Genomic DNA, 17,232 nt, shown 5'->3' on the forward strand with positions numbered 1-17,232 from the left:
ATTTATACTACCTTTGCGCCGGAAAAAGAAAACGAGATTTATGGAATATACAACACATACCTTGGCCAACGGACTGCGGATGGTGCATTTGCCATCCGAATCGCCGGTGGCGTATTGCGGATTTGCCGTCAATGCCGGGGCCCGCGACGAGCAGCCTTCGGAATATGGACTGGCGCATTTCGTGGAACACATGATTTTTAAAGGTACCGAGCGCCATCGTGCGAACTATATCCTGAACCGGATGGAGACGGTGGGTGGCGAACTGAATGCCTATACAACGAAGGAAGAGACGTTTGTCTATTCGCTCTTCATGCGCGAGCATTTCCAGCGTGCCTTCGACCTGCTGGTCGATCTGGTATTTCATTCTACGTTTCCGGAGGTGCAGATTGCCAAAGAGACGGATGTGATCCGGGATGAGATCAGTTCGTATGAAGACAGTCCGTCGGAGCTGATCTTCGACGACTTCGAGAATCTGCTGTTTCAGGGTCATGCCTTGGGGCATAATATCCTGGGTGATGAGGAATGCCTGTCGGCCTTCGGTCCGGAAAGCGGCCGGTCGTTCATGCGTCGTTTCTATACGCCGGACAATATGGTCTTTTTCTCGATGGGGAATATTCCTTTCGGCAAGATCGTGAAATGGGCGGAAGGGCTGATGAGCGACATCCCGGCTTCGACCCATCGGTTATCCCGCGAAAAACCGGGACCGGCGATGCCCGAATCGCGGTTGCTGTCGAAAGACACGCATCAGGCGCATGTGATGATCGGCAGCCGGGCATACAGTATGTTCGACGACCGTCGTATCTCTTTGTTCCTGTTGAACAATATCCTGGGCGGACCCGGCATGAACAACCGCCTCAACCTGTCGCTGCGCGAGCACAACGGACTGGTATATAACGTAGAGTCGAATCTGGCTTCTTATACGGATACGGGTGTGTTCAGCGTCTACTTCGGAACCGACCCGAAGAACAAGAAGCGGGCGATGAACCTGGTGCACCGCGAGCTCGACAAGTTCCGTGCGGAAAAGCTGAGCGAGCGCCAGCTGGAAGCCGCCAAGAAACAAGCCCTGGGGCAACTGGGTGTATCGGTAGATAACCGCGAAAGCCTCTTCCTCAACCTGGGGAAAAGCTTCCTGCACTACAACCGTTTTGATTCGATGGACGAGGTGTTTGAGCAGATTCAGGAAGTCACAGCCGAAAGCATCTGGCAGGTAGCCAACGAGCTGTTCGATCCCGACCGGCTGTTTACCCTGATGTACGACTGATGCCTTACCAGCACTCGGCTTCTTCTTCCAGCTCCGGGATGTCTTCTTTGCGGAAGACCGGACTGGAGATGCCTTTCCGTTTCTGGGCCAGGTAATGATCGAGCAGCAGGAATGCCTGGCGGCTCAGGATCGCAATGGCAATCAGGTTGCAGATGGTCATCAGTCCCATCATGATGTCGGCCAGGCTCCAGGCCAGATCGAGGCTCATGAGCGAGCCGCACAATACCATGGCCGATACCAGTAGCCGGTATGCGACGAGAACCGGTTTGCGGCGGGTGATGAAGAGGATGTTGGCTTCGCCGTAGTAATAATTCCCGATGATGCTGCTGAAGGCAAAAAGCAGGATGGCCAGTGCGATAAAGATACCGCCCGCCGATCCGACTTCGGCTGTCAGGGCTTCCTGAGTCAGCTGGATTCCGTTCAGGCTGGTCTGGGTAGACACGCCACTGAACAGGATGATGAAAGCCGTGCAGGTACAGATGATCAGCGTATCGGTAAATACGCCCAGCGCCTGGATCAGTCCCTGTTTCACCGGATGCGTGACATGAGCCGTGGCCGCCACGTTCGGCGCCGAACCCATACCGGCTTCGTTGCTGAACAAACCCCGTTTGATGCCCTGCATCAGCGTTGCCCCGATACCGCCGCCCAAGGCCTGTTCCCAGCCGAAGGCATTCGATACGATCAGGTGGATCACATCCGGCAGTTTCCCGAGGTTGAACAAGACGACACCCAACGCCAGGACGATATAGCCCAACGCCATGACCGGAACGATCACACCGCTCACCCGGGCAATCCGGTGGATACCGCCGAAGATGATCAGTAGCGTTACGGCCGTCAGGACAATCCCCATCCAGACATGATTAATGCCGAAAGCCTTTTCCCACGCCGCACAGATCGTATTGCTCTGCACGGAGTTGAAGGCAAAACCAAAGGTGATGGAAATCAGGATGGCAAAGAGAATACCCATCCAGCGCGCTTTCAGTCCTTTTTCCATGTAATACGCCGGACCACCCACAAACGAGTCTTTCCCTTTCCGCTTATATAACTGAGCCAACGTAGATTCGACAAAGGCACTCGACGAACCCAGCAGGGCAATGAGCCACATCCAGAAGACCGCTCCCGGTCCGCCTACCGTGATCGCCGTCGCCACACCCGCCAGGTTACCCGTTCCGACACGGCTGGCCAGCGAAACGGCAAACGCCTGGAACGACGAGATATGCTTTTCGTGCGAGCCCGCCTTTTTCGGTGAGTCACCCAGCAGGCGAACCATTTCACCCATCATCCGAAACTGCACAAAACGGCTGCGGATGGTAAACCAAAAAGCACATCCCAGCAACAGCGTCACCAGGATATACGACCACAAGACGTCGTTGATACTGCTAATCCACTCGTTCAATAAATCCATAGGCGATGAATATTTTCGCAAAGGTAACCAAAAATCCCGATTTCTTTCCTTACCTTTGCCTTACGTACAATTCCTTAACTGTGGATATAATGGAACAGCTACTTCACTATCTTTGGAAATATCGCCTCTATCGGTCTTCCGGTCTGGTTACAACCCGGGGCGATGCACTCGAAATTCTGGATCCGGGTATTGAGAATACAGATGCCGGACCCGACTTCTTCAATGCGAAAATCAAACTGAACGGAACCGTCTGGGCGGGCAGCGTGGAGATACACCGGAAAGCATCCGACTGGTGGCAGCACAGACACTCGGCCGACAAGGCGTATGACAATGTTATCCTGCATGTGGTGGAACAGGATGACGGAACCATTTTCCGCCGGAACCAGGAAGAAATACCCCAGCTGGTGCTTCCGGTACCCGAAACCGTGATCAGCAACATGGAATGGCTCCTGACCCGCGACAGTCCCATTGCCTGTCTGGAACGCCTGCCCGCCATCGATCCCGTCTTTCGCGTGCAATGGACGGATGCCCTGCTGGCCGAACGGCTGGAACGGAAGACGGACGATATCCTGCACTGGCTGGAACAGTATCAGAAAGACTGGAACGAAGTGTTCTACATCTTGCTGTGCCGCAACTTCGGCTTCGGTGTCAACAGCGATGCCTTCGAACGCCTCGCCCGCAGCCTGCCCTTCAAGTGCATCCTGAAGCAGCGCCCCAGCGTTTCGCAGGTCGAAGCCCTCTTCCTCGGACAAGCAGGTTTGCTGAACGATTCCAACGAGAATCGTCATCATTATTACCGACTTTTGCAGCAGGAATACGTATTCCTCCGGAAGAAATACGGACTACAGCCACTCGAGCCCCATATCTTTCGGAACCTGCGCCTCCGGCCGAATGCCACACCCCACATCAAGCTCGTCCAGCTCGCAGCCATCTGGATCCGGCACGATACCCTGTTTTCGTCCATTCTGTCAGCCCGCACGCCCCGTGAGGTCAAGGACTTCTTCCGGGTACAGGCATCAGAGTTCTGGGATACACATTATAACTTCGTCCGTTCTTCCCCGCCGCAGAAGAAGCAGCTGGGCGAGAATGCCCTCCATATCCTGCTGATCAACACCGTTGTTCCCGTGATGTTTGCCTATGGCGTCTATCACCGGATGGACGAACACAAGGCCCGAGCCTTACGGCTGCTGGAATGTATTCCTCCGGAGCGGAACGCCATCGTCTCGTTGTTCAGTCAGGTCGGGATGATTCCCCGCCATGCCGGAGATACGCAGGCGCTGATCCAGCTGAAACGGAACTACTGCGAACCGAAGAAATGCCTGTACTGCCGGTTGGGCTTTCAGTTACTGAAACGCTCTTCTTCCGAGGGTTTATGAGGCAGGATAGTGGGAATCACAGTATTTTTCCCTATTTTTGCCCCACATTATTACAGACAATGAGAATGAGATACAGTTTCTATCAACGGCTTCTGGGATGGACAAGCGTGTGCCTGCTGCTTGTCTTGTGCGCTTGTGCCAATATGGCTTCGCCCAACGGCGGACCGTATGATGAAGATCCGCCTAAGTTTATCGGCAGTATGCCATTGCCTAATACGACCAATTTCAAGGGACAGAAAGTGGAATTGTTGTTCGACGAACTCATTCAGATCGATAATCCGTCGGAGAATGTGATCATCACGCCTCCGCAACGGGAACTGCCCATTATCCGGAGTGCCGGACGGAAGATTCAGGTGGAACTGCTGGATACGCTGAAGGAGAACACGACATACACCATCGACTTCACCAATTCGATTGCCGACAACAACGAGAAGAACGTATTGGAAAACTTCTCGTTTGCCTTCTCGACAGGAGATGTGATCGACTCGCTGGAGATTTCGGGGTATGTGCTGAATGCCGAGAACCTGGAGCCGATGCCGGGTATTTCGATCGGTCTGCACAGCAACCTGGCCGACTCGGCTTTCCGGAAACTGCCTTTCGACCGGACTTCACGTACCAACGACCGGGGACGTTTTACGGTGCGCAACATCAAACCCGGTACTTATCGGGTTTATGCCCTGAATGACGTGAACCGCGATTATAAGTTCGACCAGCCGGGCGAAGACATCGCCTTTCTCGACTCCGTAGTCGTACCGACATTTGAGCCGGCCACGCGGATGGATACGACGTGGGTCGATTCATTGACGATCGACACCATCAAGGCGATTGCTTATACCCGTTTCTTGCCCGATAACATCGAGTTGCGTTTGTTCAAGGAGAAATTCGAGCGCCAGTACATGACTCGTCCCGAACGTCCGGACGAACACCGGTTTATCCTGCACTTCAATATTCCGGTTGATACCATCCCTGTTCCCAAACCCCTGAACTTTGAGCCGGAACAAGCCGACTGGTATATGGAACAGCCCACCGACGGTGGCAAGAATGTGACCTTCTGGTTAACCGACTCGACCGTCTGGAAGCGGGATACCTTGCAGATGGAAATCACTTATCCGAAAAGCGATTCTCTGGGAATTTTGCAGCCTCAGACCGATACGATCCAGACCGTCTTACGGCGGAAAGGCGAACAGAAGCGTAAGAAGAAAAAGGGCGATGAGCCGGAGATCGTTTTCCTGAATATGACCATCGACGCGCCCAGCGATATGGACCTGTTTGATACGGTTTCGGTCGTCTTCGACGAACCCGCCATTGACCTGAAGAAAGAAGTCTTTCGTCTGGAACAGGAGATTGATTCTGTCTGGACAGTGGTTGATTTCGACTTCTATCAGGATTCGGTCAATTCATTGGGCTATTATATCCAACGGAAATGGAAATATGGAGAATCGTATCAGCTGAGTGTCGATTCGGCAGTCATTTACAGCTTGTACGGGAAATGGAACGATAAATTCCAGGCGAAGTTCAAGATCAAGCCGGAAGACAGTTACGGGCACTTGTATATCAACATCCTGGGTAATGATACGGTGCCGGCGTATGTCGAATTGTTGAATACGAAAGACGAACCGGTACGGAAAGCCACGGTCAAGAACGGCGGTGTCTTGTTCATGGATTTGAAGCCCGACAAATATTATGCCCGTCTGGTATTGGATGCCAACGGAAACGGAATCTGGGACACCGGCAACTACGCCGAGAAACGTCAGCCGGAAGAAGTCTTTTACTGTCCGAAGATGTACACCATCATGCAGAACTTCCAGGTAGAAGAGACCTGGAATATCCGCGAAACACCGTGGTTGAAGCAGAAACCGCTGGATATCACCAAGAACAAACCGAAAGAAACGACCAAGAAGAAGCGTGACTATCGGGAGGAAGGACGTAACAAACAATCATCATCATCCAATGGACTGGGCGGTTTTTCTCTCTAGAAGGATGAAGATCCTGCTGTGCTGCCTGCTAGGCTGCGTCTCGCTGGTGGCACAGGATATTCCGGTGTCGAGATTCCAGCCGGGAGAAAAGGTGAATTATCAGCTTTATTTCAAGTGGGGACTCATCATGGCCAAGGCCGGAGAAGCGTCTCTCACCGTAGACAAGGCTTCCTTCCAGAACCAGCCGGCGTGGCAGTATTCCCTGCTTTTCCGGACGAATGGAATTTTCGAGCGGATCTACCGGATGCGGGATACGATGGCGTGCTTTTATACATACGATAAAGGATTATTGCAGTATAGTAGCAAACATTCGGATGAAGGCGATTATTATTCGGTGGATGAGCTGACTTTTGCTTATCAGAACGATAAGGCGCATATCCATTCCAAACGTTATACGCCGACGCGTACCAAAATTGATACGACTCTGATTGTAGAAGGAAATGTACACGATATGCTTTCAGCCACGATGTATTTGCGTTCGTTGGACTGGAGCCGGTTGCAGATGGGAGATGAACGGCCGTTTCTGATAGCCGTAGGGCGGGATGTCGTTCATGCCGCTTTCCGTTATGAAGGTCAGCAAGTCATCGAACGGGAAGGCGTAAAATATCGGACACGCCATTTCTATGTGGATGTGTATGATGAGGCATTCACCCAAAGCAAGGCTGCGGGAGAAGTATGGATCGGCGATGATGAAAATCATATTCCCATCAAGATCCGTGCCAAGCTGAAGATTGGAGCTGCGGAAGTCTATTATCAGTCTTCCGAAAACCTGAAATATCCTTTTTCCTGTGGGATTTCAGTCTCTAAGTAAAGGAAAGAGAGGCCTATAAACAATTAAAGGCTGTCTCACGACAACCCCTAATCAACTTTGTTAACCTTAAATCTAATACTATTATGAAAAAACCACAGTGCAAAGATAGACTTTGTCAAGGGGTTTGTCAAGTATTTTCGATATAATAAATCTTAAAACAGAAATCATCATGAAGAAACAAACTATTTTTCTTTGGCCGTTGGTCTGTTGCCTGTTCCTGTTGGCTTCGTGTGCAGGCAAATCCACCGGTAAAACGGTGTATAACCTGGCGGATTACGGAATCTGTCCGGATACGAAGGAGAATATCTCTCCGCTGATCGCGAAAGCGATTCAGGATATTCGGCAGGAAGTACCCGAAGGACAGGAAATAACGATTCTCCTGCCAGCCGGACGATATGACTTTTATCCGGATCAGGCAACTTCCCGTACTTATTTTGTCTCCAATCACGATCAGCCGAATCCCAAGGCAGTTGGTGTGGCATTGGAAGACATGGAAGGAATTACTTTCGATGGACAGGATGCCGAACTGGTCTTTCACGGCCGGATGCTTCCGGTGTCTTTGTTACGCAGTAAAAACTGCACCCTGAAGAACTTCTCCATCGATTTCGAACAGCCGCATATCACCCAGGCTTCGGTGGTTACCAATGATACCAAGGCCGGACAAATCACCTTGGAACTGGCTCCCTGGGTTCAGTATGAGATTGCGGGCGATACCTTATATGTAAAAGGAGAAGGCTGGCGCCATTGTCCTTCCTCTTGTATTGCGTTCGAGCCCGAAACCCGCCGTCTGGTGTATAACAGCAGTGATGTGCGGATGGTCCTCTCGAAAGTGAAAGATCTGGGCGGACGGAAAGTGTTGGCTGAAGGATGGAAGAATCCGTTGCTGGTTCCCGGTACGGTACTCGCCATGCGTACCTGGCAACGACCGGCTCCCGGTGTTTTCCTGTCGCATAATACAAATACTGTCCTGAAGAATATACAGGTACATTATGCGGAAGGCATGGGCTTGTTGGCACAAGTATGCGATAACATCCGCTTAGACAGTTTTTCGGTCTGCCTGAAGGGGAAAGAAGATCCACGTTATTTCACGACACAGGCCGACGCCACCCATTTCTCCAACTGCAAGGGACTGATTCTGTCGGAAAACGGACTGTATGAGAATATGATGGACGATGCCATCAATGTGCATGGAGTGTATTTAAAGGTACAGCAGCGAATAGACGAAAAGACGCTGTTGGCCTCGTTCGAACATGCCCAGTCGTATGGATTTGACTGGGGATTTGCCGGAGATACGGTTCAGTTTATCCGTTCCAAGACGATGGAACTGCTCGATGGCACTTATCAGATTGCTTCGATCCGTCCGGAAGATCAGAATTCGGTATGTGGAGCCAAAGTGTTCCGGATAGCCTTTACCCAGGCTTTGCCGGCCGAAGTTACTCCCGAACAATCCATCGGAGTAGAGAACCTGACCTGGACTCCGGAAGTCGTTTTTGCCCATAATACCATCCGTCATAACCGTGCCCGCGGCAGTTTGTTCAGTACACCCAAGAAGACCGTGGTAGAAAACAATCTATTCGATTATACATCTGGTACGGCCATCCTGCTTTGTGGAGACTGTAACGGCTGGTATGAGACCGGCGCTTGTCGGGATATCGTGATCCGGCATAATACCTTTATCAACGCCCTGACCAATATGTTCCAGTTTACCAATGCCGTTATTTCCATTTATCCGGAAATACCAGATCTGGAACATCAGGAAAAGTATTTCCACAGTGGTATTGTGATCGAGGATAATGAGTTTGAAACCTTCGATGCCCCGATCCTTTATGCCAAATCGGTTGACGGACTGGTGTTCCGCCACAATACCATTCATCAGAATGAGGCATATCCGCCCTTCCACTGGAACAAACACCGTGTCTTGTTGGAACGGGTAACGAATGCCACCATTGAGGATAATCAGTTCGAAGGCGGATTCGATCCGGCAAATGATATATTGCAGAAATAAGCGAAAAGACAACTTAGGTCAATGCTGAAACCATGAACATATAGATCAGCATTCCGATGATGTCATTCGAAATCGTGATAAAAGGTCCGGTCGCCAAGGCCGGATCTATTTTCATCTTATCGAGTAACAAAGGAACGATTGTGCCGAAAATACTGGCGAAGATTACTACCGTAAACAGACTGAGTGATACGGCACTCGTGATAGCCCGGTCGCCTAGCATGAAAAAGTTATAGATGAATACAATCAGACTGATCGTACTGGCATTGATCACCGATACGACGCTTTCCTTCAGAATCTGTGAGAAGATATTTCCCTCTTTCAGGGTATTGTTGGCCAAGCCCTGTACCACGATTGCAGACGACTGAATCCCGACATTTCCACCTGTTCCACCAATCAGCGGAATAAAGAGAGCTGTTTTGGGATTGGAGGCAAAGCTGTTTTCAAATCCTCCCAGAATGATGGAATTACTGAGTCCGCCAATCATTCCGATCAGCAACCAAGGCAGACGGGCTGCCGTTTGGGTAAAGACATTATCCGATGTTTCCACATCCTGCGAGATACCGGAAGCCAACTGATAATCACGTTCGTGCTGTTCGCGTACCTCATCCATGACGTCGTCGATCGTGATACGTCCTACCAGACGTCCGATACTATCGATAACGGGAACAGCCACCAGGTCATATTTCTCGATGGTTTGTGTCACCTCTTCAATACTGTCACTGTCGCGCACGGCAATCGGATCTTTCTTCATCACATGCTTGATTTTCGATACCGACGGATTGGTGATCAGCTTCTTCAACGGAAGAACCCCACGCAGACGTTCGTCGTCGTCCACTACATAGACATAATGGATCTCGTCCACCTCTTCGGCCTGCTTGCGCATCTCGTCAATACATTTGGGCATACTCCAATTCTCGTTTACCACGATCATTTCCGTACCCATCAAACCACCGGCCGTATCTTCGTCGTACTTCAACAGATCGACGATATCTCCCGCCTGTTCTACGTCTTCGATGTGCGAAAGAATTTCTTCCTGCGTATCTTCGTCCAATTCACGCATCAGGTCAACCGCATCGTCCGTCTCCATGTTGTCCACGAAACGTTTGGCGATCAACTCATTCGGAAGTTCCTTCAATAATTTATGACGGTCCTCTTCATCCAGTTCCATCAAAACGTCGGCTGCCTGTTCGCCATCCATCAGCATGTACAGGTAAATGGCTTCCTGCAAGTCGAGTTTCTGATAAATTTCGGCTATATCTGCCGGATAAAGATCTTTCAGCAGTTCCCTTGCCTTGACATCATCTTTCTCTTCGATGATTTTCTTCAGATTGTCTATGTATTCTTTCGTCAGTTCTGTCATGGCTGCTCCGTTTTTAGTGTTGTCGTTAGGCAGCCGCCAGTTTCAGCGGCTGTCAGATTACCTAAGCTTTATTCTTCCGGCTGTCGGTTGGCTGATTTCAACCAGTTATCCACCAGCAACGTCAATTCGATGAATTGTTCGACAGAGAGTTGTTCCGGACGTTTGTCGAAGACCGGTAACGCATAGTCGGGAAAGTCTTTTCCCAAAATAGGTTTGATAGAGTTGCGTAACGTCTTCCGGCGCTGGTTAAACGTCGTCTTGACGACTGTCTTGAACAGTTTCTCGTCGCAGCCTAATTCGGTCCGCTGGTTACGGGTCATCTTGATAACGGCACTCTTTACCTTTGGAGGCGGATCGAACACATATTCACTCACGGTAAACAGATATTCGATATCGTACCATGCCTGGAGCAGGACACTGATGATACCGTATGCCTTACTGCCGGGCTTCCCTGCGAGCCGCTCGGCCACTTCTTTCTGGATCATTCCCGAACAGCAGGGAATCTGATCCTTGTAGTCGAGCACCTTGAAGAATATCTGGCTGGATATGTTGTACGGATAGTTCCCGATCACACAGAACGGTCCTGGATAAAGAGACGACAAGTCCAGCTTCAGGAAATCAGCGGGAATGATACGTCCTTTCAAGTCAGGAAAATTCTGATCCAGATAGGCGACCGACTCCTGGTCGAGTTCTACGACTTTCAAATCATGTTCGGCTTCCAACAGGAATTGGGTGAGTACACCCATACCCGGACCGATTTCGAGGACAGGTGTTCCTTTATACTCGGCAAGGGTGTCTGCTATCCGATGGGCAATCTGCAGATCCTTCAGGAAATGTTGCCCCAATGCTTTTTTCGGTTTAACGAATCTCATTCACTTCGAGGTGTAATGGGTTTATATTAAAAATTGCTTATCTTTGCCTGATACAAAAGTACAAATAATTTAACGAATAGAAGTGTCTGATGAATCTAAAAAGCACATTTCACACGATAATTAAGGTGTTTCTCCCGCTTTTGCTGGGTTGTTTGTTACTTTGGTTCCTGTATCGGAACATGGATATATCAGAGATCTGGCAAGTCATCAAGACAGGGGTTGATTACCGGATCATTCTTTTTTCCCTGTTGTTCGGGCTGTTTGCCAATACGGTCCGCGGGTTTCGCTGGGGATTGTTGATCCATTCTCTTGACGAAAAGTTCAGGATGAGCAATGTTGTTTATGCCGTATTGGGAAATTATGCCGTCAATCTGGTTCTTCCGCGTGTCGGCGAAGTATGGCGTTGCGGTATGATCACGAAGTATGAGAAAATCTCTTTCCCGAAGTTACTGGGTACACTTCTGATCGACCGGGTGAGTGATACCATCATGGTTGGATTGATCACCTTGTCAATCTTTATCTTCAACATCGAGTTTTTCATCAGTTTCTTCCGTCGTAATCCGGATTTGATCGTGGGTTTCCAGTCGATGTTCCATTCGATCTGGATTTATGCTTTTTTGGTAATTATTGTCTTTGCCGTTTGGTTTGTATTCAAATATTTGAGTAACTTTACGCTGGTCCAAAAGGCGAAAGGAGTTTTGAAGAATATCTGGACAGGTATCCGGAGCGTTTGGGTCATGAAACGCAAAGGATTGTTTCTGATACAGACCTTGTTGATCTGGGTTGGTTATTTCTTCTATTTCTATATCACCTTTTATGCGTTTGATTTCACACGCGATCTGGGCATATCGGTAGGTTTGATAGCCTTCACGATGAGCAGTATCGGTGTAGCAGTGCCGGTGCAGGGTGGAATTGGTCCGTGGCATTTCATGGTTATATCCACGCTGGTCTGCTTCGGTGTCAATGAAAACGACGCTGCCGCTTTTGCCTTGGTGGTACATACGGTACAAACGGCCTGGACCGGTATTTGTGGTCTGGTAGGCGTTGTTGCTTTGCCGCTCACAAATAAGAACCATGAATCCGACAACTTAACAACTAACTAACTAATAACATTATGTCAGCAGAGATTAAGGAACTATCCCCCAAACAGGTGTGGGGTTATTTTTATGAGCTCACCCAGATTCCTCGCCCGACAGGGCATGTTGAGGCAGTAAGCCGTCATATCGTAGCTTTTGGAAAGCAGTTGGGTCTTGAGACTTTGCAGGATAAAGTAGGCAATGTGCTGATCCGTAAACCGGCTACTCCGGGAATGGAAGATCGGAAGACGGTTACTTTGCAGGCTCATTTGGATATGGTTCCGCAGAAAAACTCATCGGTCAGCCATAATTTCCTGACAGATCCGATTGATGCCTGGATTGACGGTGACTGGGTTAAGGCCCGTGAAACAACCTTGGGTGCCGATAATGGGATCGGGGCTTCGTTGGCGATGGCTGTGCTGGCGGATAATTCGTTGAAGCACGGACCGGTGGAAGCTCTCTTTACCGTGGATGAAGAGGAAGGCATGGTCGGTGCATTCGGTCTGAAACCGGGTTTCCTGAAAGGGGATATCCTGTTGAATTGTGATTCGGAAAAAGAAGGTGAACTGTTTGTGGGATGTGCCGGCGGTGCCGATATGAATATCTCTTTCCAGTTCAAAGAAGATACGTATATTCCTGAAGGTGATGTGGCTGTTCGTCTGCATCTGTCGGGATTGAAAGGCGGACATTCGGGCGTGGATATCCACTTGGGCAGAGCCAATGCCAATAAGCTGATGTTCCGTTTCCTGAAAGAAGCGGTTTGCGATTATGGCGCTCGTCTGTCTTCTATCGAAGGCGGTAATTTGCGGAATGCCATTCCACGCGAAGCGGTTGCGATTGTGACCATTCCGGGTGATAATGTGGAGGCTTTGTGGGAATTGGTATCCGATTATCAGGAAATGTATCAGGAAGAGTTTGCCGGAATCGAAGAGAATATCCGCTTTACGGCAGAGATGACGGATCTGCCGGCGACATTGATCCCGGAAGAAATACAGGACGACCTGATCAATGCCATTGAAGGATGTCAGAATGGGGTGATCACCATGTTGCATGATTTCCCGGGAACAGTTGAATCTTCGTCCAACCTGGCCATTGTCAAATCGTCTAACGAACTGATCGAAGTCAAACTGTTGGTAAGAAGCTCTTCAGAAAGCCGGAAAGAAGCTCTCTGCTCCAGTCTGGAAAGTATCTTTGCCCTGGCAGGAGCCAAGGTGGAAGAAACCAACGGCTATAACGGTTGGCAACCCAATATCCATTCGCCGATTCTGGATTTGATGAAACAAACCTACTTCGACTTATTCGGAAAGGAAGCAGCTGTGAAGGTGATGCACGCCGGTCTGGAATGTGGTATTATCCAAGGAGCTTATCCGGAAATGGACATGATCTCTATTGGTCCGGATCTGGAACATCCGCACTCTCCGGACGAACGGGTGAGCATTCAGTCTGTAGCACATACCTGGGAACTGATCAAGCATGTCTTGGAACGGATCTAAAAAGGCTTTGTCTTTAATTCAATACTCGGGAGTTTCGTTTTCAAAACTCATTTGATTTGAAAACGGAACTCTTGTCTTTTATCGATCCTTTTTTAAGCTGTCGAATTTTTACAATAGCAGTGGTGTATGGAACAAGATTATAAAGAGAAAAGCCGATTGTGGAAGGTGTTGGACCGGACTTATCTCTATCGGGATGCCTGGCTGACAGCCCGGAAAGACCGGGTACAATTACCTAACGGAAATATTATCCCGAACTATTACATCCTGGAATATCCGAACTGGGTCAATACGATAGCCATTACCAAAGACCAGAAGTTTATCTTCGTCCGCCAGTATCGCCATGGGATAGAAGAAGTTCGTTATGAATTGTGTGCCGGTGTCTGCGACAAGGAAGATGCTTCTCCGCTGGAGTCGGCCCGCCGTGAATTATGGGAAGAGACCGGTTACGGAAATGGCCATTGGTCGCCGTTTATGGTTATGTCTGCCAATCCCAGTACGATGAATAATCTGACTTATACCTTCCTGGCAACGGATGTCGAACCGATTTCCGCTCCGCATCAGGAAGCCACAGAAGACCTTTCTATTCATTTGCTTACGCGGGAAGAAGTACTCGATTTGTTGCGTACGGATCAGATTCGTCAGTCTCTGCATGCAGCTGCATTATGGAAATATATGTTCCTGAGTTTATAAGCAGGTGTGTTAATAAGGGCAACAGGCAAACCGATGGTGTGGATTTATAATTTGATTAAACGAAAGATAGATATGAAACAGTTTCTAATGATATTGACTTTGCTGTATACTGCCGGCATGGCTAGCGGACAAAACAAGGCTGCTTCGTCGGTCGTTATTCCCGACTCGTTACAAGTTTTGGATAAAGATCCGAATTTTACGACCTATACAGCTGCAGCATTCAATCAATGCTTGGCAGCTTATCCCGGAGCACAACTGGTAGATGTACGAAGTGCCGAAGAATATGCCAAAGGCCATATCGCTTCAGCGCAGAATATAGATGTCAAGAAAGATTCATTCCTGGCGTTGGCCGATTCTCTATTGGATAAAAGCAAGCCGGTAGCAGTTTATTGTAAAGGTGGTGTCCGTAGCCGGATCGCAGCGAAGCAATTGCTGGCAAAGGGTTTTATGGTGTACAACCTGCAAGATGGATATGACGGCTGGCTCCGCTATTGGAACGAACAATAAAAGCTGATGATTTGTCTAGTCCTAAAACGATCAGATCTCTGTTTAGGACTAGACACTCATTTTCTACTTAGAAAGAATAACCTATCGTAAAACTGGCTGTGTGATATTCAATACCTATATTGTTCCGTCCGTAATCATCGCTTAATCCCATATCATAACTGAACTTGGCAGAGAAACGGTTGATTTCCACTCCGGTTTCAGCAGCTACGCCCCAGTCGAAGCGATTCCCGTAGTCAAAGGGATTAGATTTATTCTCATATATTGATTCGGAAGATTTTTTCAGATCAAATATTTTTGCGTGCAAAGACTTCTTTCCGTTTACTCCAATGGCTATATAAGGACCTAAAGCCACATGAATCCGGATGTTCGGTTTGACAGTCCAGGTATAACGGGCCAAGACTGGTAGTTGTACGAATCCATATCGGGAGGCATTCTTATGGACAAAAGTCACTTCTTGCCAATCTATTGGTTGTCCTGAATTTACAAGGCTGTTTTCAGCATAGCCAGCATAATATCCTTCTTCAGGATAGGAATATGTATAAGTTCTATCCTTGTCGATAGAATAATACATTGAAATTTCATTCCCATTCTCATCGATGCTTTTTCCATACATGGACGCATAATCATAACTTCCATTTCCTCTCTGCACATAATATAATCCGCTTTGCAAGGCAAATCCGCTTTCCCTGAAATCGTAACTTACGGCAGCTCCGACTTTATATCCTATCTTGGCCGGTGAGTTTGTATATTTCGTTACGTTAAAGCCCGCTTCCGGGGTAATTTTCCATTGTGCTTGGGCTGTTAAAGCACCCAATAACATCACTCCAATCATCCAACTCTTTTTCATATTTCTTGTCTTTTAAAGTTCTCTTTTATCCCTAAGACAAGAAATACCGGAAAACCCCTATTCTAGGAAAGAAGGAAAGTCAAAAACACCGGATATAAGCCAGCGAATAAGAGTCGTATAGGAAATCGTGTAAACCGTGGCGATACCGGAAAGAGATGATATTCTTCTTGATCTCGTATTCCAGTTTTGTGCGAAGAAGCAACGGACGGTCGCCGTTATTCAAGTATCCGCGGAAACCCACCAGATCACAACGGGCTGAAAGATTCTTCCAGGCACCACTGACAGCCCCACCATAACATACGGCGTCGTTCTGGCGGTTATCGTCCAGATTGGTCATCCAACAATAAAACCCTGCCAAGCCTTCGATGCGGACAAACGAATTGTATGCCGGATTCTTCCAGAGGTCACGTCCAATATTGACATCAAACCAATAAGAGGCGGCATCCGTATAACGGGCATCACACAGACGGTTTCCGCTGGCTGTCTTTAAGTTGGCACTCACACTGATATCGGCCCATTTCTCATTCCGGAGAACTTGGTAGAAGAAATTCAGCACAATATCACCATGACAGGGAATGGCTGGTTCGGTTTCGACAGCCGAACGCTCGTCACGCACTGCTTCCGACGTCTTGTACCATTCGGCGATGGTCCAGTTCGCCATGATACCGGCTTTTCCTTTCGCAATCGGGATATAAACGCGGGCAAAGACATCCTGTGTCTGATCTCCCGGCATGGTATGATATTCGCCTCTGACTTCCACCTCCCAGCGTGAAGGCAGTTTCCCGCCCATCAATTCGGGGAAAGGAAAGGCATTCGGACCAAAATAACGGGGTGAATAGGTAAGAAATTCCCGTTTTTCCCACCATTCTTCGGCCTGTAAGACCGATATACTACAGAAAAGGGCCACGATGAGGCCCCACCATTTCCTATTTGTTTTCATTTTGATTCAGGGGCGATATAATTTCATTTGTTTATACACTTTCAAGTGTTTTTTGCCTTGCCGGATATCCAGCAACAACTGATCAATGGCAGTTGACAAATCTTTTCGCTGTTCTTCCAGAATTTCCAGCTTCTTCCGGAAGCGGGCGAGGTAAACATCCGAAGCATCGGTCCGCTCCGTTTCCTTCCGGGTATGGTAAATCTTCAATTCCAAGATGGACAAGCGGTCGATGGCCCATGCTGGACTTTCGGTATTCAACGTTGCCTGCGGCAAAGGCTTTACCCCTTTATACCGGTCTTGCAGCAAGCTGTCGATCAGTTCTACCAGGTCCACACGCTCTTGATTCATCTTCTCGATGCGACTGACGACCTCCAGTACTTTCCCCGCTTCCTGATCCGGTTGGTGAATGATATTCAGCAAATGCCACTGAACCGCGTCTACCCAATGCTTCAGATACAAATAGAATTCAAAGCTATTGACCGGATACGGGTTATGCACCGTGGCATTGATATTATCTGTTGTATGATAAGCCTCGGTGGCCTGTTCAAAGATTCGATAACAAGATTCGCTGAAACTCATATGCGCCATTTAAACTTGAAAAATAGAAGAATTT

At 48.7% G+C, this 17,232-nt stretch carries 15 protein-coding genes; 9 read left to right on the forward strand and 6 right to left on the reverse strand.

Annotated features, from left to right (window positions below):
* Window positions 1-40: 40 nt before the first annotated feature.
* Window positions 41-1,261, forward strand: coding sequence for a M16 family metallopeptidase (locus MUN53_RS05140; protein ID WP_022454766.1), 1,221 nt, complete (start codon window positions 41-43; stop codon window positions 1,259-1,261).
* A gap of 4 nt (window positions 1,262-1,265) precedes the next feature.
* Here MUN53_RS05140 and MUN53_RS05145 read toward each other — a convergent pair whose 3' ends face one another.
* Complete coding sequence (locus tag MUN53_RS05145; protein ID WP_243323695.1) at window positions 1,266-2,666, reverse strand: alanine/glycine:cation symporter family protein; 1,401 nt, start codon at window positions 2,664-2,666, stop codon at window positions 1,266-1,268.
* An 89-nt stretch (window positions 2,667-2,755) separates the two neighbouring features.
* On the opposite strand from MUN53_RS05145, the gene MUN53_RS05150 reads away from it, so the two are divergent.
* The 4 genes from MUN53_RS05150 to MUN53_RS05165 all read left to right on the forward strand — a co-directional run bounded on the left by MUN53_RS05150 (window position 2,756) and on the right by MUN53_RS05165 (window position 8,834).
* A complete protein-coding gene (locus MUN53_RS05150; protein WP_243323696.1) occupies window positions 2,756-4,042 on the forward strand; it encodes a DUF2851 family protein in 1,287 nt (428 codons plus the stop codon).
* Between the two features lie 59 nt (window positions 4,043-4,101).
* On the forward strand, window positions 4,102-6,018 hold the full coding sequence (locus MUN53_RS05155; RefSeq protein ID WP_394803040.1) for an Ig-like domain-containing protein: 1,917 nt from the start codon (window positions 4,102-4,104) through the stop codon (window positions 6,016-6,018).
* A gap of 4 nt (window positions 6,019-6,022) precedes the next feature.
* Window positions 6,023-6,829 carry a DUF3108 domain-containing protein gene (locus tag MUN53_RS05160; RefSeq protein ID WP_243323698.1) on the forward strand — a complete coding sequence of 269 codons (807 nt, stop codon included), beginning with the start codon at window positions 6,023-6,025 and terminating at the stop codon, window positions 6,827-6,829.
* A 169-nt stretch (window positions 6,830-6,998) separates the two neighbouring features.
* On the forward strand, window positions 6,999-8,834 hold the full coding sequence (locus MUN53_RS05165) for an alpha-1,3-galactosidase-related protein (RefSeq protein WP_243323699.1): 1,836 nt from the start codon (window positions 6,999-7,001) through the stop codon (window positions 8,832-8,834).
* Window positions 8,835-8,847: 13 nt separating this feature from the next.
* Here MUN53_RS05165 and mgtE read toward each other — a convergent pair whose 3' ends face one another.
* Window positions 8,848-10,194 (reverse strand): magnesium transporter, encoded by a 1,347-nt coding sequence (gene mgtE, locus MUN53_RS05170; RefSeq protein WP_022455124.1) that lies wholly within the window; start codon window positions 10,192-10,194, stop codon window positions 8,848-8,850.
* Window positions 10,195-10,262: 68 nt separating this feature from the next.
* The gene (gene rsmA, locus MUN53_RS05175) at window positions 10,263-11,066 is read right to left on the reverse strand and encodes a 16S rRNA (adenine(1518)-N(6)/adenine(1519)-N(6))-dimethyltransferase RsmA (protein ID WP_022455123.1); all 804 of its coding nucleotides are present in this window, start codon (window positions 11,064-11,066) and stop codon (window positions 10,263-10,265) included.
* A gap of 89 nt (window positions 11,067-11,155) precedes the next feature.
* Here rsmA and MUN53_RS05180 point away from each other — a divergent pair, with 89 nt between their 5' ends.
* From MUN53_RS05180 to MUN53_RS05195, 4 genes are all read left to right on the forward strand, one after another.
* Window positions 11,156-12,169, forward strand: coding sequence for a lysylphosphatidylglycerol synthase transmembrane domain-containing protein (locus MUN53_RS05180; RefSeq protein ID WP_243323700.1), 1,014 nt, complete (start codon window positions 11,156-11,158; stop codon window positions 12,167-12,169).
* Between the two features lie 11 nt (window positions 12,170-12,180).
* Entirely contained in the window at window positions 12,181-13,635 is a 1,455-nt protein-coding gene (locus MUN53_RS05185) for an aminoacyl-histidine dipeptidase (RefSeq protein WP_243323701.1), read from the forward strand.
* A 126-nt stretch (window positions 13,636-13,761) separates the two neighbouring features.
* Entirely contained in the window at window positions 13,762-14,325 is a 564-nt protein-coding gene (locus MUN53_RS05190) for an NUDIX hydrolase (RefSeq protein WP_243323702.1), read from the forward strand.
* A 72-nt stretch (window positions 14,326-14,397) separates the two neighbouring features.
* Window positions 14,398-14,832: a rhodanese-like domain-containing protein gene (locus MUN53_RS05195; RefSeq protein WP_243323703.1), complete on the forward strand. Its 435-nt coding sequence runs from the start codon at window positions 14,398-14,400 to the stop codon at window positions 14,830-14,832.
* Between the two features lie 67 nt (window positions 14,833-14,899).
* Here the strand turns inward: MUN53_RS05195 and MUN53_RS05200 are convergent, their stop codons facing one another.
* The 3 genes from MUN53_RS05200 to MUN53_RS05210 all read right to left on the reverse strand — a co-directional run bounded on the left by MUN53_RS05200 (window position 14,900) and on the right by MUN53_RS05210 (window position 17,198).
* The gene (locus MUN53_RS05200) at window positions 14,900-15,679 is read right to left on the reverse strand and encodes a porin family protein (RefSeq protein WP_243323704.1); all 780 of its coding nucleotides are present in this window, start codon (window positions 15,677-15,679) and stop codon (window positions 14,900-14,902) included.
* A gap of 79 nt (window positions 15,680-15,758) precedes the next feature.
* Complete coding sequence (locus MUN53_RS05205) at window positions 15,759-16,619, reverse strand: hypothetical protein (RefSeq protein WP_243323705.1); 861 nt, start codon at window positions 16,617-16,619, stop codon at window positions 15,759-15,761.
* A 6-nt stretch (window positions 16,620-16,625) separates the two neighbouring features.
* The gene (locus tag MUN53_RS05210) at window positions 16,626-17,198 is read right to left on the reverse strand and encodes a DUF4254 domain-containing protein (RefSeq protein WP_243323706.1); all 573 of its coding nucleotides are present in this window, start codon (window positions 17,196-17,198) and stop codon (window positions 16,626-16,628) included.
* Window positions 17,199-17,232 lie beyond the last annotated feature (34 nt).

The sequence above is a fragment of the Parabacteroides faecalis genome, from assembly GCF_022809355.1.
Classification (GTDB): domain Bacteria; phylum Bacteroidota; class Bacteroidia; order Bacteroidales; family Tannerellaceae; genus Parabacteroides; species Parabacteroides faecalis.